The organism is Allobosea sp. 05L423 (assembly GCF_056397745.1).
The window spans coordinates 210545-230987 of sequence record NZ_JBFTOA010000005.1; the positions used below are offsets into that span (position 1 = coordinate 210545).

General features: G+C 67.1%; 21 protein-coding genes and 1 tRNA gene. 12 read left to right on the forward strand and 10 right to left on the reverse strand.

What is annotated here, in order from left to right:
• Positions 1–4 precede the first annotated feature (4 nt).
• The 5 genes from AC1DNE_RS15280 to AC1DNE_RS15300 are packed head-to-tail and all read left to right on the forward strand — an operon-like array spanning position 5 to position 4512.
• Positions 5–667, forward strand: coding sequence for a flavin reductase family protein (locus AC1DNE_RS15280; protein WP_476766322.1), 663 nt, complete (start codon positions 5–7; stop codon positions 665–667).
• Entirely contained in the window at positions 664–1347 is a 684-nt protein-coding gene (locus tag AC1DNE_RS15285) for an aspartate/glutamate racemase family protein (RefSeq protein WP_476766323.1), read from the forward strand. Before AC1DNE_RS15280 ends, AC1DNE_RS15285 begins: the two co-directional genes overlap by 4 nt.
• Positions 1348–1349: 2 nt before the next feature.
• The gene (locus tag AC1DNE_RS15290) at positions 1350–2789 is read left to right on the forward strand and encodes an FAD-binding oxidoreductase (protein ID WP_476766324.1); all 1440 of its coding nucleotides are present in this window, start codon (positions 1350–1352) and stop codon (positions 2787–2789) included.
• Between the two features lie 8 nt (positions 2790–2797).
• Entirely contained in the window at positions 2798–3727 is a 930-nt protein-coding gene (locus AC1DNE_RS15295; RefSeq protein ID WP_476766325.1) for a dihydrodipicolinate synthase family protein, read from the forward strand.
• Entirely contained in the window at positions 3727–4512 is a 786-nt protein-coding gene (locus AC1DNE_RS15300) for an SDR family oxidoreductase (protein WP_441469365.1), read from the forward strand. The genes AC1DNE_RS15295 and AC1DNE_RS15300 overlap by 1 nt, the downstream gene beginning before the upstream one ends.
• Positions 4513–4718: 206 nt before the next feature.
• Here AC1DNE_RS15300 and AC1DNE_RS15305 read toward each other — a convergent pair.
• Positions 4719–4793, reverse strand: a tRNA-Gly gene (locus AC1DNE_RS15305).
• Between the two features lie 238 nt (positions 4794–5031).
• On the opposite strand from AC1DNE_RS15305, the gene AC1DNE_RS15310 reads away from it, so the two are divergent.
• The 4 genes from AC1DNE_RS15310 to AC1DNE_RS15325 all read left to right on the forward strand — a co-directional run bounded on the left by AC1DNE_RS15310 (position 5032) and on the right by AC1DNE_RS15325 (position 8626).
• Positions 5032–5556: a prolyl-tRNA synthetase associated domain-containing protein gene (locus tag AC1DNE_RS15310; protein WP_441469366.1), complete on the forward strand. Its 525-nt coding sequence runs from the start codon at positions 5032–5034 to the stop codon at positions 5554–5556.
• A gap of 81 nt (positions 5557–5637) precedes the next feature.
• Positions 5638–6537, forward strand: a complete 900-nt coding sequence (gene trxA, locus AC1DNE_RS15315; protein WP_476767283.1) for a thioredoxin — start codon at positions 5638–5640, stop codon at positions 6535–6537.
• A gap of 23 nt (positions 6538–6560) precedes the next feature.
• Positions 6561–7232, forward strand: a complete 672-nt coding sequence (locus AC1DNE_RS15320) for an LON peptidase substrate-binding domain-containing protein (protein WP_476767282.1) — start codon at positions 6561–6563, stop codon at positions 7230–7232.
• Positions 7229–8626, forward strand: coding sequence for an MFS transporter (locus AC1DNE_RS15325; protein ID WP_476767281.1), 1398 nt, complete (start codon positions 7229–7231; stop codon positions 8624–8626). Before AC1DNE_RS15320 ends, AC1DNE_RS15325 begins: the two co-directional genes overlap by 4 nt.
• A 16-nt stretch (positions 8627–8642) precedes the next feature.
• Here the strand turns inward: AC1DNE_RS15325 and AC1DNE_RS15330 are convergent, their stop codons facing one another.
• The 4 genes from AC1DNE_RS15330 to AC1DNE_RS15345 all read right to left on the reverse strand — a co-directional run bounded on the left by AC1DNE_RS15330 (position 8643) and on the right by AC1DNE_RS15345 (position 13274).
• Entirely contained in the window at positions 8643–10079 is a 1437-nt protein-coding gene (locus AC1DNE_RS15330) for a homospermidine synthase (protein ID WP_476767280.1), read from the reverse strand.
• Positions 10080–10229: 150 nt separating this feature from the next.
• On the reverse strand, positions 10230–10766 hold the full coding sequence (locus AC1DNE_RS15335; RefSeq protein WP_476767279.1) for a GNAT family N-acetyltransferase: 537 nt from the start codon (positions 10764–10766) through the stop codon (positions 10230–10232).
• Positions 10767–10994: 228 nt separating this feature from the next.
• Positions 10995–12140 carry a type III PLP-dependent enzyme gene (locus AC1DNE_RS15340; RefSeq protein ID WP_441469372.1) on the reverse strand — a complete coding sequence of 382 codons (1146 nt, stop codon included), beginning with the start codon at positions 12138–12140 and terminating at the stop codon, positions 10995–10997.
• Positions 12141–12713: 573 nt separating this feature from the next.
• Positions 12714–13274, reverse strand: a complete 561-nt coding sequence (locus AC1DNE_RS15345) for a glyoxalase superfamily protein (protein WP_441469373.1) — start codon at positions 13272–13274, stop codon at positions 12714–12716.
• 274 nt (positions 13275–13548) lie between these two features.
• On the opposite strand from AC1DNE_RS15345, the gene AC1DNE_RS15350 reads away from it, so the two are divergent.
• Together AC1DNE_RS15350 and AC1DNE_RS15355 are read left to right on the forward strand one after the other, a co-directional pair.
• A complete protein-coding gene (locus AC1DNE_RS15350; RefSeq protein ID WP_441469374.1) occupies positions 13549–15171 on the forward strand; it encodes an OpgD/OpgG family glucan biosynthesis protein in 1623 nt (540 codons plus the stop codon).
• Between the two features lie 16 nt (positions 15172–15187).
• A complete protein-coding gene (locus AC1DNE_RS15355; protein ID WP_476767278.1) occupies positions 15188–15460 on the forward strand; it encodes a GNAT family N-acetyltransferase in 273 nt (90 codons plus the stop codon).
• A 25-nt stretch (positions 15461–15485) separates the two neighbouring features.
• Here AC1DNE_RS15355 and AC1DNE_RS15360 read toward each other — a convergent pair whose 3' ends face one another.
• Both AC1DNE_RS15360 and AC1DNE_RS15365 read right to left on the reverse strand, forming a co-directional pair.
• On the reverse strand, positions 15486–15953 hold the full coding sequence (locus AC1DNE_RS15360) for a Fur family transcriptional regulator (protein WP_441469376.1): 468 nt from the start codon (positions 15951–15953) through the stop codon (positions 15486–15488).
• Positions 15954–16117: 164 nt separating this feature from the next.
• Entirely contained in the window at positions 16118–17125 is a 1008-nt protein-coding gene (locus AC1DNE_RS15365; protein WP_476767277.1) for an LLM class flavin-dependent oxidoreductase, read from the reverse strand.
• 188 nt (positions 17126–17313) lie between these two features.
• Between AC1DNE_RS15365 and AC1DNE_RS15370 the strand changes: the two genes are divergently transcribed.
• Positions 17314–17490: a hypothetical protein gene (locus tag AC1DNE_RS15370; RefSeq protein WP_441469378.1), complete on the forward strand. Its 177-nt coding sequence runs from the start codon at positions 17314–17316 to the stop codon at positions 17488–17490.
• A gap of 18 nt (positions 17491–17508) precedes the next feature.
• Here the strand turns inward: AC1DNE_RS15370 and serA are convergent, their stop codons facing one another.
• The 3 genes from serA to AC1DNE_RS15385 all read right to left on the reverse strand — a co-directional run bounded on the left by serA (position 17509) and on the right by AC1DNE_RS15385 (position 20299).
• Entirely contained in the window at positions 17509–18768 is a 1260-nt protein-coding gene (gene serA / locus AC1DNE_RS15375) for a phosphoglycerate dehydrogenase (protein WP_476767276.1), read from the reverse strand.
• 96 nt (positions 18769–18864) lie between these two features.
• Positions 18865–19311 (reverse strand): NfeD family protein, encoded by a 447-nt coding sequence (locus AC1DNE_RS15380; RefSeq protein WP_441469380.1) that lies wholly within the window; start codon positions 19309–19311, stop codon positions 18865–18867.
• A 7-nt stretch (positions 19312–19318) separates the two neighbouring features.
• Positions 19319–20299: an SPFH domain-containing protein gene (locus tag AC1DNE_RS15385; RefSeq protein ID WP_441469381.1), complete on the reverse strand. Its 981-nt coding sequence runs from the start codon at positions 20297–20299 to the stop codon at positions 19319–19321.
• Positions 20300–20443: the final 144 nt, after the last annotated feature.

Genomic DNA, 20443 nt, shown 5'->3' on the forward strand with positions numbered 1-20443 from the left:
GCCGATGGACTGGGCCGCAAGCGATCTGGCGGAACGCGACCTCTACAAGCTCCTCGTCAACACCGTGCTGCCGCGCCCGATCGCGCTCGTCACCACGGTCGATGCGCAAGGGCGCGCCAACGCCGCGCCCTTCAGCTTCTTCAACGTCTTCAGCCATGCGCCGCCGCTGGTCGTGCTCGGCATCGAGGGCCGCGATGGCGCGACTTCGCCACTGAAAGATACGATGCGGAATATCCGCGAGACCGGCAGCTTCGTCGTCAATCTGGTCGATCGCGCCATGGTCGAGGCGATGCAGATCTGCGCCATCGACTTCCCCGGCGAGGTCGACGAGATCGAGGCGGCGGGGCTCGCGACCGCGCCGAGCGCCACGATTGCCGCGCCCAGGCTCGCCGCCTCCCCGGTCCAGCTCGAATGCCGCGAGACGGTCTCGCTCTCGCTCGGCACCCGCAATCGCAATCTCGTCGTCGGCGAAATCCGGCACATCCATATCCGCGACGGCGTCGTCGACGAGCGCTTGCATGTCGATATCGACAAGCTCGACCTCGTCGGCCGCCTGCACGGTACCGATTGGTACGTCACGCTGCGCGACCGTTTCCAGGCTCCACGTCAGACACTCGCAAGCTGGCGCGAACGGTCGCGGACCATCCCGGAAGGAGAGGTATCGTGAGCGGCACGATCTACGTCATCAATCCCAATTCGACCGAGCGCGTGACCAAGGAGATCGATGTCGCGGTCGCACCGCTGCGCATCGCCGGTGGCCCCGCGATCGAATGCCTGACGCTGGCCGAAGGTCCGCCCGGCATCCAGTCGCAGCGCGATATCGACGGGCTGATCCCCGCCCTGCTCAAGCGCGCCGCAGGCCTCGAGAACGAAGCCGCGGCCTTTGTTATCGCCTGTTTCTCCGACCCCGGCATGCATGCCCTGCGCGAGCAGAGCACGAAGCCGGTGCTGGGCATCGCCGAATGCGGCGTACTGACCGCCCTGACACTCGGCCAGCGCTTCGGCATCGTCGCCATGCTGCAGAATTCGATCCCGCGCCACCTGCGCTATCTCGGCGCCATGGGCCTGATGGGACGCTTCGCGGGCGACCTGCCCGTGAACCTCACCATCGCCGAGATGGCCGACGATGAACTGACGCTCGGCCGCATGATCGGCGTCGGCCGCACGCTGCGCGACACGCACCATGCCGATGTGCTGGTCATGGGCTGCGCCGGGATGGCGCGCTTCCGCGAGCCGCTGGAACGAGAACTGGGCATCCCGATCGTCGAGCCGACCCAGGCGGCGGTGACGATGGCGATCGGGCGCGTGCGGCTGGGCTGGGGCGGACGCCCTCTCCGCGGAGGCTGAACATGGACGATCTGATTGCCGAACTCGCCGGGGCTCTCGGCGAGGCGAATGTCCTCGTCTCCCAGCAGGACCAGGCGCCTTTCCTCACCGACTGGCTCGGCAAATATCGCGGCGCCGCACGGGCCGTCGCCCGGCCCGGCTCGACCGCGGAGGTCGCGGCCGTGATGCGCATCTGCACACGCCACAAGGTGCCTGTCGTTCCGCAGGGCGGCAATACCAGCATGTCGGGCGGCGCGACGCCGGATGAATCCGGCAACGCCGTCGTCCTTTCGCTCGCGCGGCTGAACCGCATTCGCGACATCGATGCTGTCAGCAATACGATCACCGTGGAGGCCGGCGTCGTCCTCGCCAAGGTTCAGCAGGCGGCGCAGGAGGCCGGGCGCTTCTTCCCTCTCAGCCTCGGGGCCGAGGGCAGTTGCACCATCGGCGGCAATCTCGCTGCGAATGCCGGCGGCGTCGCCGTCCTGCGCTACGGCACGATGCGCGAGCTCACCCTCGGCCTCGAAGTCGTGCTGGCCGATGGGCGCATCTGGGACGGGCTGACGGCGCTGCGCAAGGACAATACAGGCTACGCCCTGCGCGACCTCTTCATCGGCTCGGAAGGCACGCTCGGCGTCATCACCGGCGCGGTGCTGAAGCTCTTCGCCCAGCCGCATGCCCGTGCCAGTGCTTTCGTCGCCGTCGAGGACGCTGAAGCGGCGCTATCCCTTTTGTCGGCGGTTCGCGACCGTTGCGGCGACCGGCTGACAGCCTTCGAGTTCATGACCGGCGATTGCCTGTCGCTGATCCTGCGCCATATCGGCGATGCGCGCCTGCCGCTCGCCACGCTGCCGCCGGCGGCAGTGCTGATCGAGCTTTCGGACCAGGACGACGAGCAGGGCCTGCGCGAGCGCCTCGAAGCCTCGCTGGCCGAGAGCATCGAGGCCGGCCTCGTGCTCGACGCCGCCATCGCGCAGGACGGCACGCAGGCCAGAGCCTTCTGGCGCATCCGCGAAGGCGTGTCGGAAGCGCTGGTGCGCGAGGGCAAGGCCGCCAAGCACGACGTCTCCATGCCGGTGTCGGCCATGGCCGATTTCGTCGCCGCAGCCGATGCCGCCGTCCGCGCGGCGGCGCCGGGCGTAAGGCCGATCGTGTTCGGCCATCTCGGCGACGGCAACCTGCACTACAACCTGCTGCCGGCGTTGGGACAGGACCCAGCCGATTTCGCGGCCCTCACTCCCGAACTCACCCGCATCGTCCATGACGAGATCGGCCGCCGGCGCGGCTCGATCAGCGCCGAGCATGGCATCGGCCAGCTGCGCGTCTCCGAGATGAAGCTGCGCAAGGCGCCGCTCGAACTCGAACTGATGCACCAGCTCAAGCACCTGCTCGATCCGGCAGGCCTGCTCAATCCGGGCAAACTTCTGCCGGGCAAGCTCCTGCCCGCTTCCACCAAGAACTGAGGACGACCATGGCTCTGCTCGATGAAACCGCTGGGGGTGTCTACGTCATCGCGGTGACGCCCTTCACAGACACCGGCGCGCTCGATCTCGAAAGCACCGACCGGATGGTCGATTTCTACCTGGAGAAGGGCGCGACCGGCCTCACCGTCCTCGGCATGATGGGCGAGGCGCCCAAGCTGACGGCGGACGAATCCCGTATCTTCGTGCGCCGCGTGCTGGCGCGCGTGCAGGGGCGCGTGCCCGTCGTCGCGGGCGTCTCGGCGCCGGGCTTCGCCGCGATGCGCGAGCTCAGCGAGAGCGTGATGGGTGACGGCGCCGCCGGCGTCATGGTCGCCCCGCCCTCCAACCTGCGGACCGACGACCAGATCGTCTCCTATTATGCGATGGCGGCGGAGACGCTGGGGCCGAAGACGCCCTTCGTGCTGCAGGATTTCCCGCTGGTCACCCAGGTGCAGATCACCCCGGCCGTGATCCTGAAGATCGTCGCCGCCCATCCGAGCTGCGTCATGCTCAAGCACGAGGACTGGCCGGGCCTCGCCAAGATCTCGGCGCTGCGCGCGGCGAGCGACAATGGCGGCCGCCGCATCTCGATCCTCGTCGGCAATGGCGGCATGTTCCTGCCGGAAGAACTTTCGCGCGGCGCCGACGGCGCCATGACCGGCTTCGCCTATCCCGAGATGATGGTCGATGTCTGGAAGGCCCATGCCGCCGGCAATGTCGAGCGCGCGCATGATCTCTTCGACGCCTATCTGCCGCTCGCCCGCTACGAGCAGCAGCCCGGCCTCGGCCTCGCCATCCGCAAGCACACCCTGGCGAAGCGCGGCGCCATCGCCTCCGCCACCCTGCGCAGGCCGGGCGGGGCGTTGTCGAAAGCGGATATCGCCGATATCGAACGGCTCATCGCGCGGCAGGAGCGGCGCCTCAAGGAGATCGGCTGATGGATCTGGGACTTGTTGGAAAGCGCGCGCTCGTATTGGGCGCGAGCCGCGGACTCGGCGCCGCGATCGCGCAGGCGCTCGCCACTGAAGGCGCGACCGTCATCGCCGCCGCCCGCAGCACCGATGTCACGGAAAGCTGGATCGCCGCTCTGCCGGCGGACCAGCGCGGCCGCGTCAGCGCCGCGAAACTGGACCTTGCCGATCTCGCCTCGGTCGATGCCCTTGCCGAGCGTCTCGTCGCGGAAGGCGGCGTCGACATCCTGATCGGCAACTCCGGCGGCCCGCCGCCCGGCGAGGCGCGCGACGCCAAGCGCGGCGACTGGCTGAAGCACTTCGAGGGCATGGCAGCCAATCTCTTCCATCTGGCGCAGCAGCTCCTGCCCGGCATGACGGAGCGCGGCTGGGGCCGCATCGTCACCATCGCCTCCTCCGGTGTCGAGCAGCCGATCCCGCGTCTCGCCCTCTCCAACGGCATCCGCGCCGCCGTGATCGGCTGGTCGAAGACGCTGGCTTCGGAGGTTGCGGGCAGCGGCGTGACGGTCAATGTCGTCCTGCCCGGCCGCATCCACACCGAGCGCGTCGACCAGCTCGACGATGCCGCGGCCGCCCGCAGCGGCGGCACGCGCGACGCGGTGGCACAGGCCTCGATGGCGACGATCCCCGCCGGACGCTATGGCAAACCGCAGGAATTCGCCGATGTGGTCACATTCCTCGCCAGCGAGCGGGCAAGCTATGTGACGGGCGCGAAGATCCGTATCGACGGCGGCTTGATCAGAGGCATCTGAACCCGGACTCGTCTGCGCCAGCGACAATAGAGCTGGCGCAGACGCCTGGACGTGGCGCTCGCCGTATCGATCTGCGGGGTGGAATACCTGCGGCTCGTCATCAATACAGGCGCGGATCGTTTCGCACGTCCTCGGCGCGCCGCGCCAAAAAGCAAAAAGCGCCGGAAGATCCGACGCTTGCATGCTTCTCAAGCCTTGAGATTGTCTGGAGCGGGCGAAGGGATTCGAACCCTCGACCCCAACCTTGGCAAGGTTGTGCTCTACCCCTGAGCTACACCCGCATCCGAGACAGCGGCGCCGTGGCGGCGCGGTCGGGTTATTGCCCCAAAGCGCGGCGGAGTGCAAGCACCTGACGAAAGTTTTTTGCCGGCCGTTGATAACCCGCTCTCTGACGCGACATCTTGCCGTCTGCGCAAGGTGAGGTTAGGCATCGCGAATGGCACGCTTTCCCCGGCCGACGTGGTGGAAACGTGCCATGCCAGACCGATTCCGACGCTTGCGATCACCGGCCTCCCCACGATGAACACGCCCGTCACTCCCGAACAGCTCTGCGAACATCTCTCCGCGCGCGGCATCGCCTTCCATCGGATGGACCATCCCGCGGTCTTCACCGTCGCCGAATCGACTGTTCATCGTGAGCCGCTGCAGGGCCTGCACACCAAGAACCTGTTCCTGAAGGACAAGAAGGGGCGGCTGTTCCTCGTCTCGGCCGAGGCCGATGCCCGGATCGATCTCAAGCGCCTGCATGAGCGGATCGGCGCCAGCGGCAGGCTCTCCTTCGGGTCGGCCGAGCTGCTGCTGGAGAAACTCGGCGTCACGCCGGGCTCGGTCACCGCCTTCGCCGTGATCAACGACCGCGCCGGCGACGTCACCATGGTGCTCGACGCCAATCTGGTGACGGGCGAGGACGTCAACTTCCACCCGCTGATCAATACGGCCACGCTCAGGGTCGGGCGCGACGATTTCCTCGCCTTCCTCAGGCAGACCGGCCATGAGCCGCTGATCGTCGATTTGCCCGTCCCACCCGATGGACAGAACAGCTAAAGCTCCCCATCTATGGGGCGACTGCGCAGGCGGCCGCATCGGCGCGCCGGCGCCTCTACGAAGCATCACGAAGGGCGACCCATGCTGGTCAATGGCGAGGCGGCCGAGCAATCCGGCCTGATCAAGGACACCACGACGCAGGCCTTCCGCCAGGACGTCATCGCTGAATCGATGAAGCAGCCGGTGCTGATCGATTTCTGGGCGCCCTGGTGCGGCCCCTGCAAGCAGCTTACCCCTGTCATCGAGAAGGTCGTCAAGGCCGCCGGCGGCAAGGTCAAGCTCGTCAAGATGAACATCGACGAACACCCGCAGATCCCCGGCCAGCTCGGCATCCAGTCGATTCCCGCCGTCATCGCCTTCAAGCAGGGCCAGCCGATCGACGGCTTCATGGGCGCACAGCCGGAAAGCCAGGTGAAGGCGTTCATCGAACGCCTGGTCGGCCCGATGGGGCCCGGCGCGACGGAGGAACTGATTGCGGCCGCGCAGGCCGCCGCCGAGGCCGGCGACCCGGCCGGCGCGAGCGAGCTCTATGCGGGCGTGCTCCAGACCGAACCCGACAACCTCGCCGCCATCGCGGGGCTGGCACGGCTGCACCTCGACACCGGCGATACCGAAGGCGCCAAGGGCATCCTCGCCATGACGCCGCAGGACAAGGCCGGCGACCCGGCCATCACGGCCTTGCGCGCCGCGATCGAGCTCGCCGAGCAGGCTGCCTCCCTCGGCGACACAGCGGAGCTCGAGGCAAAGGTCGCTGCCGATCCGAAGAATCACCAGGCTCGTTTCGACCTGGCGCTGGCGCTCAATGCCCGTGACCGACGCGACGACGCGGTCGACCATCTGATCGCCATCATCAAGGCCGACAGGAAGTGGAACGACGACGGTGCGCGCAAGCAGCTGCTCCAGCTCTTCGAGGCCTGGGGCCCGATGGACGATGCAAGCGTTACCGGCCGCCGCAAGCTGTCGACCCTGTTGTTCTCCTGACCGCCGAGAGGACGGAACCGCGCATGGGCATGAACGCCGTCTATGAGGGGGCCGGGGATTGCCCTGAGGTGATCCCGCTCTTCCCCTTGAGCGGCGCGCTGCTCCTGCCGCGCGGCCAGATGCCGCTCAACATCTTCGAGCCGCGCTATCTCGCCATGATCGACGACGCGCTGAAAGGCGAGCGCGTCGTCGGGATGATTCAGCCCGAGCCCGAGGTCGGCCGCCAGCCGGAGATCCCTCCGTTGCTCAAGGTCGGCTGCCTGGGCCGCATCACCCAGCTCGCAGAGACCGGCGACGGGCGCTACATCGTCACCCTGACCGGGATCAGCCGGTTCCGGCTGCTGGACGAACTGTCGGTCACCACGGCCTATCGGCAGGCACGGGTCGACTACCAGCCCTTCGCCGCCGATTTCGTGGCGCGGACAGGCGAGGAGGAGGTCGACCGCAAGGGCCTGCTCAAGGCGCTCAAAGACTTCGCCAAGGCGAACGACCTCAAGATCGACTGGAAGGGCGTCAACGAGGCGCCGAACGAGGCCCTGGTCAACGCGCTCTCGATGATGTGTCCGTTCGGACCGCGCGAAAAGCAGGCCCTGCTCGAGGCGCGGACGCTGAAGGACCGGGCCGAGGTGCTGGTCGCGATCACCGAGATCGAGCTCGCCCGCGGCGGCAGTGATCCGGACACCACCCTGCAGTGACCGTATCCACGCCGCCCGCCGAAGCCCCGCCGAAAGTTTGGCCGCCGCGCAGCGCGGTCACGGCGTGGCTGTTCTTCGACTGGGCGGCGCAGCCCTTCTTCACGCTGATCACCACCTTCGTCTTCGCGCCCTTCTTCGCCTCGGCGCTCGCGAAGGATGCCGCCGCCGGCCAGGCGCTCTGGGGCTATGCCACCGGCTTTGCCGGCTTCTGCATCGCCCTGCTCTCGCCTTTGCTCGGCGGCATCGCGGACAGGACCGGGCCGCGCAAGCCCTGGATCGCGGCTTTCGGCGCGCTGCTCGTCATCGGCTCGGCCATGCTCTGGTTCGCCGTGCCGGGCTCGGCTTCGGCGGTGCCGATCGCGCTCGCCGGCTTCATCGTCGCGACGGTCGGCGCGGAGTTCGCCACCACCTTCAACAACGCGATGATGACGCGGCTGGTGCCAACGGAGCGCCTCGGCTGGCTCTCCGGAACCGGCTGGGCCATCGGCTATCTTGGCGGGCTCTTGTCGCTCGCGATCACGCTCGGCCTTCTCGCGGCGGAACCTCAGACCGGCAAGACGCTGGCGGGCATCGCGCCGATCCTCGGGCTCGATGCGGCTGCGCGCGAAGGCGACCGCTTCTCCGGCCCGCTCACCGCACTATGGTTCGTGGTCTTCGTCACGCCGATGTTCCTGTTCACGCCGGATTCGAGCAAGACGGGCCTGAGCCTCGCCGAAGCGGCAAAAGGCGGCGTCGGGCGGCTGAAGGCTACGCTGGCCGAGTTGCCGAAGCTGCCTTCGCTCGGCCGCTTCCTGCTCGCCAACATGATCTACCAGGATGCGCTGGTCGCCCTCTTCGCCTTCGGCGGCATCTATGCGGCCGGCGTCTTCGGCTGGCAGACCATCGAGCTCGGCATCTTCGGGATTCTGCTCACCGTCACCGGCACGCTCGGCGCCTGGCTCGGCGGCAAGCTCGACGACACCATCGGCGGCAAGCCGGTGATTCTGGGCTCGATCGCCTGCCTGCTCTTTGCCTGCCTGGGCATCCTCTCGCTGAGTGCAGACCATATCCTGTTCGTGATCCCGGCCGCCCCGCACGCACCCGGCGACGGGCTCTACGCAACGCTGCCGGAGCGGGTCTATCTCGGTCTCGGCCTGCTGATCGGCCTCGTCGCCGGCCCGTTGCAGGCCGCTTCGCGCAGCCTGATGGCGCGGCTCGCTCCACCCGGCCGCATCGGCGAGTTCTTCGGGCTGTTCGCCCTGTCAGGCAAGGTCACGTCCTTTATGGGCCCGACGCTGGTCGCGCTGGCGACAAGCGCCTTCTCCAGCCAGCGTGCCGGGCTTGCCGTCCTGATCGTCTTCTTCCTGGCGGGCGCGGCGTTGCTCGCCGGCGTCACAGTGAAACGGGCGCCGTAGCGCCCGTTTCGGTTCCTCAGCGAACCAGGATGTTCCGGAACTGCCAGGGATCGCTGGTATCGATATCCTCCGGGAACAGGCCAGGGCGGCCATCGAGCGGCGTCCAGTCGGTGTAGTAGCCCTTCACCGGCCCGAGATAAGGCTGCTGGATCTCGAGGCAGCGATTGTAATCGAGCTCCTCGACCTCGACGATGCCGGCGCGCGGGTTCTCCAGCGCCCAGACCATGCCGGCCAGCACGGAAGAGGTGACCTGCAGGCCGGTCGCGGTCTGATAGGGCGCGAGCGAACGCGCCTCCTCGGTCGAGAGCTGCGAGCCGAACCAGTAGGCGCCCTTGTCGTGGCCGTAGAGCAGCACGCCGAGCTCATCGATGCCGTCGACGACCTCCTTCTCCTCGAGGATGTGGTGCTCCTCCTGCGGGCGGCCGGCATTGCCGAACATCTCGTGCAGCGAGAGCACGGCATCGTTCGCCGGGTGGTAGGCGTAATGGCAGGTCGGCCGGTAGGTCGCCTTGCCGGTCTCGTCGCGCACGGTGAAATAGTCCGCGATCGAAATCGACTCGTTATGCGTGACCAGGAAGCCGTACTGCGCGCCCGGTGTCGGGCACCAGCTGCGGACCTTGGTCTCGGCGCCGGCCTGCATCAGATAGATCGCCGCTTGCGAGCCTGTCTCGTGACCATGGGCATTCGCCGGCATCCATTTCTCGTGGGTGCCCCAGCCGAGCTCGGCCGGCTGGACGGCCTCGGCGATGAAGCCCTCGACAGACCAGGTGTTGACGAAGACGTTCGGCGGCTTCGGGTTCCGCGAGCGCTGCGTGTCGCGCTCGGCGATGTGGATGCCCTTGACGCCGACGCGGTGCATCAGCGCCGCCCATTCCTCGCGGGTGGTCGGCTGCGTCGCATTGAGGCGCATGTCGGCGGCGAGGTTCGTCAACGCCCGCTTCACCAGCGAGGAGACCATGCCGGGGTTGGCGCCGCAGCAGGAGACAGCCGTCGGCGTGCCGGCCGGCCGCGCTCGCTTGGCGGCAAGCGTCATCTCGCGCAGCGCATAGTTCGAGCGCTCGGCCGGCCCCTTGCTGTCGTCGAAATAGAAGCCGAGCCAGGGTTCGTTGACCGTATCGATGTAGAGGGCGCCGAGGCTGGAGGCGAACTCCATCAGGTCGCGCGAGCCGGTGTCGCAGGACAGGTTCACGCAGAAGCCCTGCCCGCCGCCGGCGGTCAGCAGCGGCTCCAGGATTTCCTTGTAGTTAGCCGGCGTCAGCGCTTCCTGGATGAAGCGAATGCCACGCTCGTCGAGGAGATGGCGGTTGGAATCATCTGGAGCAATGACGACGAAGCGGCTCTTGTCGAACTTGAAGTGCCGTTCGAGCAGCGGCAGCGTACCGCGGCCGATCGAGCCGAAGCCGATCATCACGATCGGGCCGGTGATCTCGCCGTAGACGGGCCAATTCGTCATTCTCTGTAACTCCTGGGTTCTGGGGATAAAAAGGTCGAAAGGGTCGTATGAGCGCAAAATCGCGCCGTCAATCGCCTGGGACGCCTTCCACGCGGGTGAGCGCATGGAAAGCGCCGGGCGATGACGGCGCGATGACGAATGTCTGAAGCGTCAGGCGGCCTGCGCCACCTCTTGCACTTCGAAGGCGGCGGGATTGGCAACGCCAGTGGCGACCAGCACGCCGCTTGCACTGCCGAGCGCGCCATCGCGCAGCTCGATGGCGAGGAAGCGCTCGCGCTCGACCGGGCCGGGCATGGCGAGCCCGCGCGTCAGCGCCGGATCGAAGCCGAAGCGGGCGTAGTAGGGCGCGTCGCCGACAAGGATGACGGCGCCGTGCCCGCGGCAGGCGGCGCGCCAGAGCGCCTCGCGCATCATCGCCTTGCCGAGCCCTTCGCCCTGCAGCTCGGGCTTGACCGCAAGCGGGCCGAGCAGCAGCGCCGGCACGCCATTGGCCTCCACATGCCAGAGCCGGACGGTCGCCAGCAGCTCGCCGTCGCGTTCGGCGGTCAGCGCTAGGCCCTCGGCCGGCAGACGGCCCTCGCGCAGGCGCTCGCTGGACTTGGCGGTGCGGCGCTCGCCGAGGCAACGGTCGAGCAGCGCCTCGCGGGCGGGAATGTCGGTGGCGAGCTCGTCGCGGATCGTGATCATGACGCACCTCCTGCCGGAGCGCCTGCTTTCACGCAGACCTTCCCGGCGCCGCGCGAGCGCGGCCACAAGCGGATGGGTTGTGTGGAAGGGGGTCCGGCGGGAGCCACGCCCGCATCTCCGTTCTGGAGATACGAACGCTCCGCCCGTTTGACCGGGCAGCCTGCCGTCTCAGACAGGGCGCTTCGCCGGACCCGATAGTTGAGGAAGGAGCTCGCGCTCCTTCCGACGTCAGATGACGTACTGCTTCAGCGGCGGGAAGCCATTGAAGGCGACGGCCGAATAGGTCGTCGTATAGGCGCCCGTGCCCTCGATCAGCACCTTGTCGCCGATCTCCAGCGAGAAGGGCAGCATGTACGGGGTCTTCTCGTACATGACGTCGACCGAGTCGCAGGTCGGACCGGCGAGCACGCATGGGACGGTCGCATCGCCATCGCGCGTCGTGCGGATGGGGTAGCGGATCGCCTCGTCCATGGTCTCGGCGAGACCGTTGAACTTGCCGATGTCGAGATAGACCCAGCGGACCTCGTCCGACTCGGCCTTCTTCGAGATCAGCACGACCTCGGCCTCGATCAGGCCGGCCTCACCGACCATCCCGCGGCCCGGCTCGATGATCGTCTCGGGCAGCTGGTTGCCGAAATGCTTCGACAGCGCCCGGAAGATCGCGTCGCCATAGGACGGCACGCCCGGAATCGGCTTCAGGTAGCGCGCCGGGAAGCCGCCGCCGAGGTTGACCATCGACAGCGAGATGCCACGGGTAGCGCATTCCTTGAAGATCGCCGAGGCCGAGGCCAGGGCGGAATCCCAGGCATTCACATTCGCCTGCTGCGAGCCGACGTGGAACGAGATGCCATAGGCCAGCAGGCCGAGGCGATGGCCGTGCTCGAGCACGTCCGCGGCCATTTCGGGCACGCAGCCGAACTTGCGCGAAAGAGGCCAGTCGGCGCCGGCGCCGTCGCAGAGGATGCGGCAGAAAATGCGCGCATCCTTCGTGCCGGTCTTCTCGGCGGAACGGGCGACCTTCTCGACTTCGGCCGTGCAGTCGACGGCGAAGAGGCGCACGCCGAGCTCCATGGCGCGCGCGACGTCGCGCTCCTTCTTGATGGTGTTGCCGAAGGAGATGCGGTCGGCGGTAGCGCCGGCAGCCAGCGCGAGCTCGATCTCGACGACCGAAGCGCAGTCGAAGCAGGAGCCGAGCTTGGCCAGCAGGGCAAGCACCTCCGCCGCCGGGTTCGCCTTCACCGCGTAGAAGACGCGGGTGTCGGGCAGCGCACGGGCGAAGGCATGATAATTCTCGCGCACGACATCGGTGTCGATGACGACGCAGGGCCCGTCCTCACGTCGGGTGCGAAGAAACTCACGGATGCGGTCGGTCATGAGACGCGACTCCCCTACGACGCAAGCGGCGTCGATGCGATGTATCGCCGGAATGAGTCGTTCGCGGTCGCAAGGCGCTGTGGAGACGCCTGCTACAGCGGACGAAACGTCCGGACCCGAAACACCGTTCGATTGGGGAAAACCCCGCACGGCCGGCAATGAAGGACAAGCCTCTTCGGTGCCGGCCTGTGGAAAGCCGGCGAGACCAAAAAAGCCCGCTCCGTCGTTGCTTTAAGCTGCGTCCCCCGTGGAGATTCGGGGTTCGCCGGTTTTGCCTCCGGCTGCTGGTCTGTGTCGGGGAACAATCTCCTTGCGGAGACTGGGAGGCGTGATTTGAGGGATGTCCATCCCCTCCATCCGTCCTCCAACCCCTGGCGGCTGTCCGGCCTCTTGTCCGAATGCCCACCGACCAGCACGCGGCCACAGGCACGTGCGAATTGGGTGAAGGCGATATACGGACCGCGACTCCCGACTACAAGTGTTTTGTGAGCCCGGAGCCGCATTTTTTTGCAGGGCCGATCCGCACCCGGGCCAGAGCGGGTTCACGGCCGAAACCGCTTCGCTGGCTATGGGTTAGTCGCGCTTCTCGCAGAAGCGGATCCGGTTGCCGAACGGGTCCGGCACTTCAAGCGTCCGGCCACCCGGCCCGTCCTCCTGAATGCCCGGCCGCGAATAGGAATAGCGCTTGCCGATCAGCTCGGCGCGATAGGCGTCGACGCCCTGCATCCAGACGAAGACGGTCGAGCCGGGGCTCGCGTCGCCGTGATGCTCCGAGAGATGGAGCTGCAGCCCGGAGCGCGACACCTGCATATAGAGCGGCATGTCCGGCCCGAAGCGATGGTCCCAGTCCATCGAGAAGCCGAGGAAGTCGAGATAGAATTGCTTCGCCTTGGCCTCGTCGAAGATCCTGAGGACGGGAATCCCCATCTGCAGGCGCACCGCTTCATCCGTCGCCGCGGCCGACACATCGGGCGCAGCCTCGCCGATCTTTGCCGCCAGCACGTTCCAGTCGTCATAGCCGAACTGGCGCGCCACGATTTCCAGCGCTTCGGAATGGGAAAGCGGCACCTGCCTGGCGACCATGGTCTCGCGCAGGCTTTTCGCCATCAGCTTCGCATCGCGGAAGCTACGCATCGTCGTGATCCTTCTCGCTGCGGACGGTGGGATCGGGGCTCGCCTTGCCGATATCCGTCCACGAGTCGATCGGGATCAGGACAGGGGCTTGAGGGATGCGTTCACCTTGCCCTTTAGGGCGCGAGCGGCTGGCCGCATCCGGCCGGTCGCGAAGGTTGCGATATCTTCATCTCCTGTCAATGGCGGATGCCCTAGACCGGCCCTATTTGATGGCCTTAAGTCTCGGCTGCCGCCTATTTTGCGCAGCCGACGCGACGGGGAAGACGGACCACGCATGACCACGACAGATCGCCGCCGGGTTTTGGGCGGACTCTCAGCCGCGCTCTGCCTCTCGGCAGCGCCCTCCGTCCTTTTGGCGCAGCAGCCGCGGCCTCAGACACCGCCGCCGCAAGGTCAGCCGCAGACGCCGCCTCCTCAGAACGCGGCGCCGCAGCCGCGCTTCAGCTTCGAGGACGTGCAGCGCCGGGCACGCGAGATCGCTGCCGTCGCCTATGAGCCGAGCGCGAGCCTGCCCGAAGCGCTGGCGAAGCTCGACTACGATTCCTGGCGCGACATCCGCTTCCGGCCGGAGCGGGCGCTGCTGGCGCAGAACGGCTCGCCCTTCCGCATGCAGATGTTCCATCCGGGCTTTCTGTTCACCCGGCCGGTCACGGTGAACGTGGTGCGCGACGGCGTGCCGACCCCTGTGCCCTATGCCGCCAACCTGTTCGATTACGGCAAGGTCAAGTTCGACAAGCCTTTGCCGGTCAATCTCGGCTTCGCCGGCTTCCGCCTGCACTTTCCTCTCAACGACCCCCGCGTCTTCGACGAGCTGATCTCTTTCATCGGCGCGAGCTATTTCCGCGTGCTCGGCCGCGGCCAGCGCTACGGCCTCTCGGCACGCGGGCTGTCGATCGGCGCGGGCACCGCGAGCGAAGAGTTCCCGATCTTCCGTGAATTCTGGATCGAGCAGCCTGCCGCCGATGCCGAGCGCGTCATCATCCACACGCTGCTCGATTCCCCCTCGGTGACCGGCGCCTTCCGCTTCACCATCTATCCCGATCTCGACACGGTGATCGATGTCGCGGCAACACTTTATCCGCGCGTGCCGATCGAGAAGCTCGGACTCGCGCCGCTGACCTCGATGTTCTTCACGGGGGAGAACGACCGCCGCTTCTTCGACGACTTCCGCAGCGAACTGCACGATTCCGACGGGCTGATGATCCATTCCGGCAGCGGCGAATGGATCTGGCGCCCGCTGCGCAATCCCAAGCAGCAGGCCGTCTCCTCCTTCGTCGAGCGCAATGTCCGCGGCTTCGGCCTGATGCAGCGCGACCGCACCTTCGAGCATTATCAGGATCTCGACCTCGCCTATGAGCTGCGCCCGTCCTACTGGATCGAGCCGCAGGGCGACTGGGGCGAAGGCGTCGTCGAGCTGATCGAGATGGCGACCGCGGACGAGACCAACGACAATATCGTTGCGCTCTGGGCGCCGAAGACACCGCTCGAACCCGGCCGCGAATTCTCCTTCGCCTACAAGCTCACCGCCATGCTCGATTCCAGCGATCTGCATCCGGGCGGCCGGGTGATCAACACCTACCAGGCCAAGCCGAAGGCGCTGGGTTCGGGCGAGCCTGTGACGGAGGGCGCCCGGCGCTTCATTGTCGATTTCGCCGGCGGCGACCTCGATTATCACGTCAAGCAGCCGGAAAAGGTCGAGATCGTGCCATCGATCGCCTATGGCCGGATCGACCGCGCCTTCATTGTGCCGAACCAGAAGACCAAGGGTTTCCGCGCCTTCATCGACGTGGTGGTCGAGCCTGGCCAGCTGGCCGAGATGCGGGCCTTCCTGAGGAGCGGCGGCAAAGCGCTCACCGAAACCTGGAGCTACCCCTGGCGCTCCGAAGCGCAAGGCTGATCTGGAGGAGCCGACCATGGACGTCGTCGAGAATCCCGAACAGAACCGGTTCGAGCTGTCGCTCGACGGCGGCACGGCCATCGTCGCCTACCGGCAGGACGGCAACCGGCTCGTGCTGATCCATACCGAGGTGCCCGAGCAGTTCGCCGGGCAGGGCATCGGCTCGCGGCTCGCGAAGGGCGTCTTCGATCTGATCCGGGCGAGCGGACGCAAGGCGGTGGTCCGCTGCGAGTTCCTCAAGGGCTGGATCGCGAAGCATCGCGAATACGACGACATCATCGACGGCTAAAAGCATCGGCCGAGGCCGCTGCGCGTCAGCTCTGCTTGCGGCTCTTGCGCACCGCCGGCGTCTTGGCCGGTTGCTTCTTGCGGCCATAAAGCTCCAGCCGGTGCCGTACGAGCTCATAGCCGAGCTCGGCGGCGATACGCCGCTGCAGCTCCTCGATCGCGTCCGAGGAGAATTCGATCACCTCGCCGGAATCGATGTCGATCAGATGGTCGTGATGCTCCTGGCCGGCATGCTCGTAGCGCGAGACGCCGTCCTCGAAAGCGTGGCGTTCGATCGCCCCTTGCGACTCCAGCACCTTCATCGTGCGGTAGACGGTCGAGAGCGAGAGCGTCGGATCGAGGGCGAAGGCACGGGTGAAAATGCCCTTCGCATCGGGGTGATCATCCGCCTCCGCCAACACGCGCAGGATCAGCCGCCGCTGCTGCGTCATGCGCAGCCCGGCCCCCTTGAGCTGGCTTTCGAAAACGGCAACGCGCCGGTCCACTTCGATCATGTCACGGAGATACCGCGAACGAGCGAATTTGCAAATTCGCCTATACGATAATCACTCTCATTTGCATTATTATTGCAAATGCTTTGCTATCGCAATGACTGTCGCGGCCGTCATGCTGCGCAACATCGCGCAGCATGACGGTGCGTTCGGCAGGCCTGCCGTTCTCAGGCTGCGCCCCGAACCGCGCCGAGATCGGCCGCGATTCCGGCCACCAGCTCGAAGGAGCGCTTGCGCTTCTCATGGTCGAAGATCGGCGCGGTGATCATGATCTCATCGGCGCCGGTCTCGCGGATGAAGGCGCCGAGCGAACGCTTCAGCGTCTCCGGCGAGCCGATGAAGGCATAGCGCAGCATCTGCGAGACATGCGCCTTCTCCGCCGGCGACCAGTACTGCTCGATATCGTCGATCGGCGGCTGCAGCTTGCCGCGCGCGCCGCGGACCATGCCGACGAAGCGCTGCTGCAGCGAGGTCGCGAGATGGCGCGCCTCCTCATCGGTCTCTGCGGCGACGACATTGATGCCCGGCATGGCATAGGACGCCGCAAGCTGCTCCGACGGCTTGAAGCGCTCGCGATAGATGGCGAGCGCCTGCAGCAGCGCATCCGGCGCGAAATGCGAAGCAAAGGAATAGGGCAGGCCGAGCTCGGCGGCGAGCTGCGCGCCGAACAGGCTGGAACCGAGGATCCAGAGCGGGACGTTCAGCCCCTCCCCCGGCACGGCGCGGATCGCCTGGTTGGAACCGGCCGGCGCGAACAGCGCCTGCAGCTCGAGTACGTCCCGCGGGAAGCTGTCGGAAGACATCGGGCTGCGCCGCAGCGCCCTGAGCGTGAGCTGGTCGGTACCGGGCGCGCGGCCGAGACCGAGATCGATGCGGCCGGGGAAGAGCGCCTCCAGCGTACCGAACTGCTCGGCGATGACGAGGGGCGCATGGTTCGGCAGCATGATGCCGCCGGCGCCGATCCGCATCGTGCTGGTCGCCGCCGCGAGCTGGCCGATGACGACCGAGGTCGCCGCGCTCGCGATGCCGACCATGTTGTGGTGCTCGGCCACCCAGTAGCGGCTGTAGCCGAGCTTCTCGGCGTGACGCGCCAGATCGATCGACTTGAGCAGCGCCTGGCGCGGCCCCTCCCCTTCGACGACGGGAACGAGATCGAGGACGGAGATCGCGACCATGGCGGCCCTGCTGGCTGGCACCGGACGACCGCCGGCGGGAAGGCTGAGCTTCACCAGATGGGAAGGCTGCGCGCTCCGGTCCAGAGGCAGGCCCGCTTCGTCATGGCGCGCCTGCGCTGGCGTTCTGGCGGAACGCCCATCGCCCTGCGGCGTTGATCTTCAAAGCCATCCGCGCCGAAGGAGAAACCATGAACACAACAGCCAATCCGGCCAAGGAAAGCCTGCGCAAGGAGCAGAAGGAACAGCGCAAGGCCGAGCGCGAGCACGGCAAGGACGCTGAGCTCGACCGGGCGCTGAGGGACACCTTCCCCGCCAGTGACCCCGTCGCGGTGGAAACGCCGACCAAACCGGGGGGGCGCGACTGAGATGCTTTCCCCGGCGCGTCAGTCGCGCTGATAGAGCAGCCGAGCGCGGATCGTGCCGTCGAGGGCACGGATCTCGCGCAGGATGTCCCGCGCCTCTGTGATCGAAACCTTGTCGGCCTCGATGACGACATAACCGACCTCGCCGTCGGTATGGTAGTTCTGCGCGGCAATGTTGACCTGCCGGTTCGCGAAGACGTCGTTGAGGCGCCGCAGCATGCCCGGCACGTTGCGCTGGACATGAATGAAGCGCGTGCCCACAGCGCGGACCGGAATCTGCACCTGCGGAAAGTTCACCGCGCCGACCGTCGAGCCGACATCGGAATAGTCGACGAGCTTGCGCGCAACCTCTGCGCCGATGCGCTCCTGCGCTTCCTCGGTCGAACCGCCGATATGCGGCGTCAGGATCACGTTGGCGCAGCCCTGCAGTGGTGAGACGAAGCGTTCCGCGTTGGAGGCGGGTTCGACCGGGAAGACATCGACCGCGGCACCTGCCAGATGACCGCTGTTCAGCGCCGCCGCGACCGCGTCGAGATCGACGACGGTGCCGCGCGAGTTGTTGATGAGGTAGGCGCCCTTCTTCATCTTGGCGACCTGGGCGGCGCCGATCATGCCGGCCGTCTGCAGCGTCTCCGGCACATGCAGCGAAACGATGTCGGCTGCAGCGAGCAGGGCGTTCAGGCTCTTCGTCGGCTCGGTGTTGCCGTGGCGCAGCCTATCGGTGTGATCGTAGTAGATCACGCGCATGCCCATAGCCTCGGCGAGCGTCGAGAGCTGGCTGCCGATATTGCCGTAGCCGACGATGCCGAGCGTCTTGCCGCGCACCTCGAAGGAGCCGTTGGCCGACTTGTCCCAGCCGCCATCATGAGCCGAGCGCGAGCGGTCCGGAATGCGCCGGAGTAGCATCACGATCTCGCCGATGGTGAGCTCCGCGACGCTGCGGGTGTTGGAGAACGGCGCGTTGAAGACCGGCACGCCCTGCTGGCGCGCCGCCTCGAGATCCACCTGATTGGTGCCGACCGAGAAGCATCCAACGGCAAAGAGCCGGTCGGCAGCGGCGAAGATCTCCGGAGTGAGATGCGTGCGCGAGCGGATGCCGAGCACATGCACGCCCTGGATCGCCTTGAGCAGCGCCTCGCGGTCGAGCGCCTTGGGCAGCCGCTCCAGATTGGAGTAGCCGGCCTGCTCCAGCAGTTCGACGGCGGAATCGTTGATACCTTCCAGCAGCAGGACCTTGATGCGGTCCTTCGGAAGGGAAAGGCGTTCGCTGAGGCTGGTCATGGTGGCTGCGCTCGTGAAGGAGCGGTTGCTATAGTCCTCATGGCGCGCGAGGGAAACGCTTTCCGTGCAGGTCCGCGGCGAAAACGCGTGGCAGACTCACGCCTTCTCGACCACCAGCGTCGCGCCCTCGACCCGCACCACCTTGATCTCCGTGCCCGCCAGAAACTCCGGCCCGATCACGCGCCAGGAGGAATCGCCGACGCGGATGCGACCCTCGCCGCCGGTCATCGTCGCCTCCAGCCTGAAGACCTTGCCGATCAGCTGGCGGCCGCGATCGTTGAGCCCGGTCGCGGCGTCCGGTTCCTCGCTCCGGCGGCGCGTCAGCAACCGCCCCGCGGCGACGCAGGCGACGGCGAGGATCGCGAAAACGATGCAGGCCGCCTGCCAGCCGAAACCGAGGACGCCGACCACCGCGCCGGTGACCAGCGCGGCCACGCCGAGCCAGATCAGGAAGACGCCGGGTGCCAGCATCTCCCCGCCGATCAGCAGCAGGCCGAGGATCGCCCAGAGCCAGCCGCTATGTGTCATTAGCCAGTCCGGCATGACCACCTCAGACGCCCGTCCGGCCCGAAGCCGGCACCGAGCCGGAGCCGCGGCGCTCGGCCACCGCCTCCTCGCCGAAGACGGCCTTGGTGAGCTGGGCGATGCCGCCGACCGTGCCGGCGAGCGCGGCGGCCTCGATCGGTACGATCACCACCTTGCTGTTCTGGCTCGAGGCGATCGCCTTCAGCGCATCGGTGTAACGCTCGGCGATCAGGAAGTTGGCGGCCTGGATGTCGCCGCGGCCGATCGCCTCCGAGACCATGGCGGTCGCGGCCGCCTCGGCTTGCGCCAGCCTTTCGCGCGCCTCAGCATCGCGCAGGGCCGCCTCCTTGCGGCCCTCGGCGGCGAGGATCTGCGACTGCTTCTGGCCCTCGGCCTTGAGGATTTCGGCTTGTCGCAGGCCTTCGGCCTCCAGCACGGCGGCCCGCTTCTCGCGCTCCGCCTTCATCTGCCGGTTCATCGCGCCGGCGATATCGGCCGGCGGCAGGATGTCCCGGATTTCGATACGGGTCACTTTGACGCCCCAGGGCGAGGCGGCGGCGTCCATGACGCGCAGCAGCCGCTCGTTGATCTCGTCGCGATGCGACAGGAGCTGGTCGAGGTCCATCGAGCCGACCACGGTGCGGATATTGGTCATGGTCAGGACCATCAGCGCATCATTGAGCGACGAGACCTCGTAGCAGGCCTTGGCAGCGTCGAGCACCTGGAAGAAGGCGGCGGCATCGATGCGAACGCCGGCATTGTCCTTGGTGATCGCTTCCTGCGAGGGAATGTCGAGCACCTGCTCCATGACGTTCACCTTGTGCCCGATGCGGTCGATATAGGGCACGATCAGGCCAAGGCCCGCGCTCAGCGTGCGCGAATAGCGGCCGAAACGCTCGACGGTGTAGTTGTAGCCCTGCGGGACTGTGCGGACGCCGCGCGCGATCGTCAGGACGACCAGCGCCACGACGACGATGACGGCGATATTGTAGCCCGACAGTTCCATCCCACACCCCTTGCGGCGCCGACGACGCCGGCCCGGCCTCCGACGACGCCCAAACTGGCGGTTGCCGCGAGCGGATGCAAGCTGCGGGCGTGGTCAGGAGCTGCCTTGCGCTGGCTGGCCTTCGCCATCGGACGGGGCGACCGC

What these genes read in the sequence shown, in the direction of transcription:
- AC1DNE_RS15380 (WP_441469380.1), bottom strand. Translation starts at nt 19,311, where the DNA reads ATGCCGGACTGGCTAATGACACATAGCGGCTGGCTCTGGGCGATCCTC.
- AC1DNE_RS15360 (WP_441469376.1), bottom strand. Translation starts at nt 15,953, where the DNA reads ATGATCGAAGTGGACCGGCGCGTTGCCGTTTTCGAAAGCCAGCTCAAG.
- AC1DNE_RS15365 (WP_476767277.1), bottom strand. Translation starts at nt 17,125, where the DNA reads ATGGTCGCGATCTCCGTCCTCGATCTCGTTCCCGTCGTCGAAGGGGAG.
- serA (WP_476767276.1), bottom strand. Translation starts at nt 18,768, where the DNA reads ATGACCAGCCTCAGCGAACGCCTTTCCCTTCCGAAGGACCGCATCAAG.
- AC1DNE_RS15345 (WP_441469373.1), bottom strand. Translation starts at nt 13,274, where the DNA reads ATGCGTAGCTTCCGCGATGCGAAGCTGATGGCGAAAAGCCTGCGCGAG.
- AC1DNE_RS15295 (WP_476766325.1), top strand. Translation starts at nt 2,798, where the DNA reads ATGGCTCTGCTCGATGAAACCGCTGGGGGTGTCTACGTCATCGCGGTG.
- AC1DNE_RS15355 (WP_476767278.1), top strand. Translation starts at nt 15,188, where the DNA reads ATGGACGTCGTCGAGAATCCCGAACAGAACCGGTTCGAGCTGTCGCTC.
- AC1DNE_RS15350 (WP_441469374.1), top strand. Translation starts at nt 13,549, where the DNA reads ATGACCACGACAGATCGCCGCCGGGTTTTGGGCGGACTCTCAGCCGCG.
- AC1DNE_RS15300 (WP_441469365.1), top strand. Translation starts at nt 3,727, where the DNA reads ATGGATCTGGGACTTGTTGGAAAGCGCGCGCTCGTATTGGGCGCGAGC.
- AC1DNE_RS15340 (WP_441469372.1), bottom strand. Translation starts at nt 12,140, where the DNA reads ATGACCGACCGCATCCGTGAGTTTCTTCGCACCCGACGTGAGGACGGG.
- AC1DNE_RS15280 (WP_476766322.1), top strand. Translation starts at nt 5, where the DNA reads ATGGACTGGGCCGCAAGCGATCTGGCGGAACGCGACCTCTACAAGCTC.
- AC1DNE_RS15320 (WP_476767282.1), top strand. Translation starts at nt 6,561, where the DNA reads ATGGGCATGAACGCCGTCTATGAGGGGGCCGGGGATTGCCCTGAGGTG.
- AC1DNE_RS15310 (WP_441469366.1), top strand. Translation starts at nt 5,032, where the DNA reads ATGAACACGCCCGTCACTCCCGAACAGCTCTGCGAACATCTCTCCGCG.
- AC1DNE_RS15370 (WP_441469378.1), top strand. Translation starts at nt 17,314, where the DNA reads ATGAACACAACAGCCAATCCGGCCAAGGAAAGCCTGCGCAAGGAGCAG.
- AC1DNE_RS15335 (WP_476767279.1), bottom strand. Translation starts at nt 10,766, where the DNA reads ATGATCACGATCCGCGACGAGCTCGCCACCGACATTCCCGCCCGCGAG.
- AC1DNE_RS15385 (WP_441469381.1), bottom strand. Translation starts at nt 20,299, where the DNA reads ATGGAACTGTCGGGCTACAATATCGCCGTCATCGTCGTCGTGGCGCTG.
- AC1DNE_RS15290 (WP_476766324.1), top strand. Translation starts at nt 1,350, where the DNA reads ATGGACGATCTGATTGCCGAACTCGCCGGGGCTCTCGGCGAGGCGAAT.
- trxA (WP_476767283.1), top strand. Translation starts at nt 5,638, where the DNA reads ATGCTGGTCAATGGCGAGGCGGCCGAGCAATCCGGCCTGATCAAGGAC.
- AC1DNE_RS15330 (WP_476767280.1), bottom strand. Translation starts at nt 10,079, where the DNA reads ATGACGAATTGGCCCGTCTACGGCGAGATCACCGGCCCGATCGTGATG.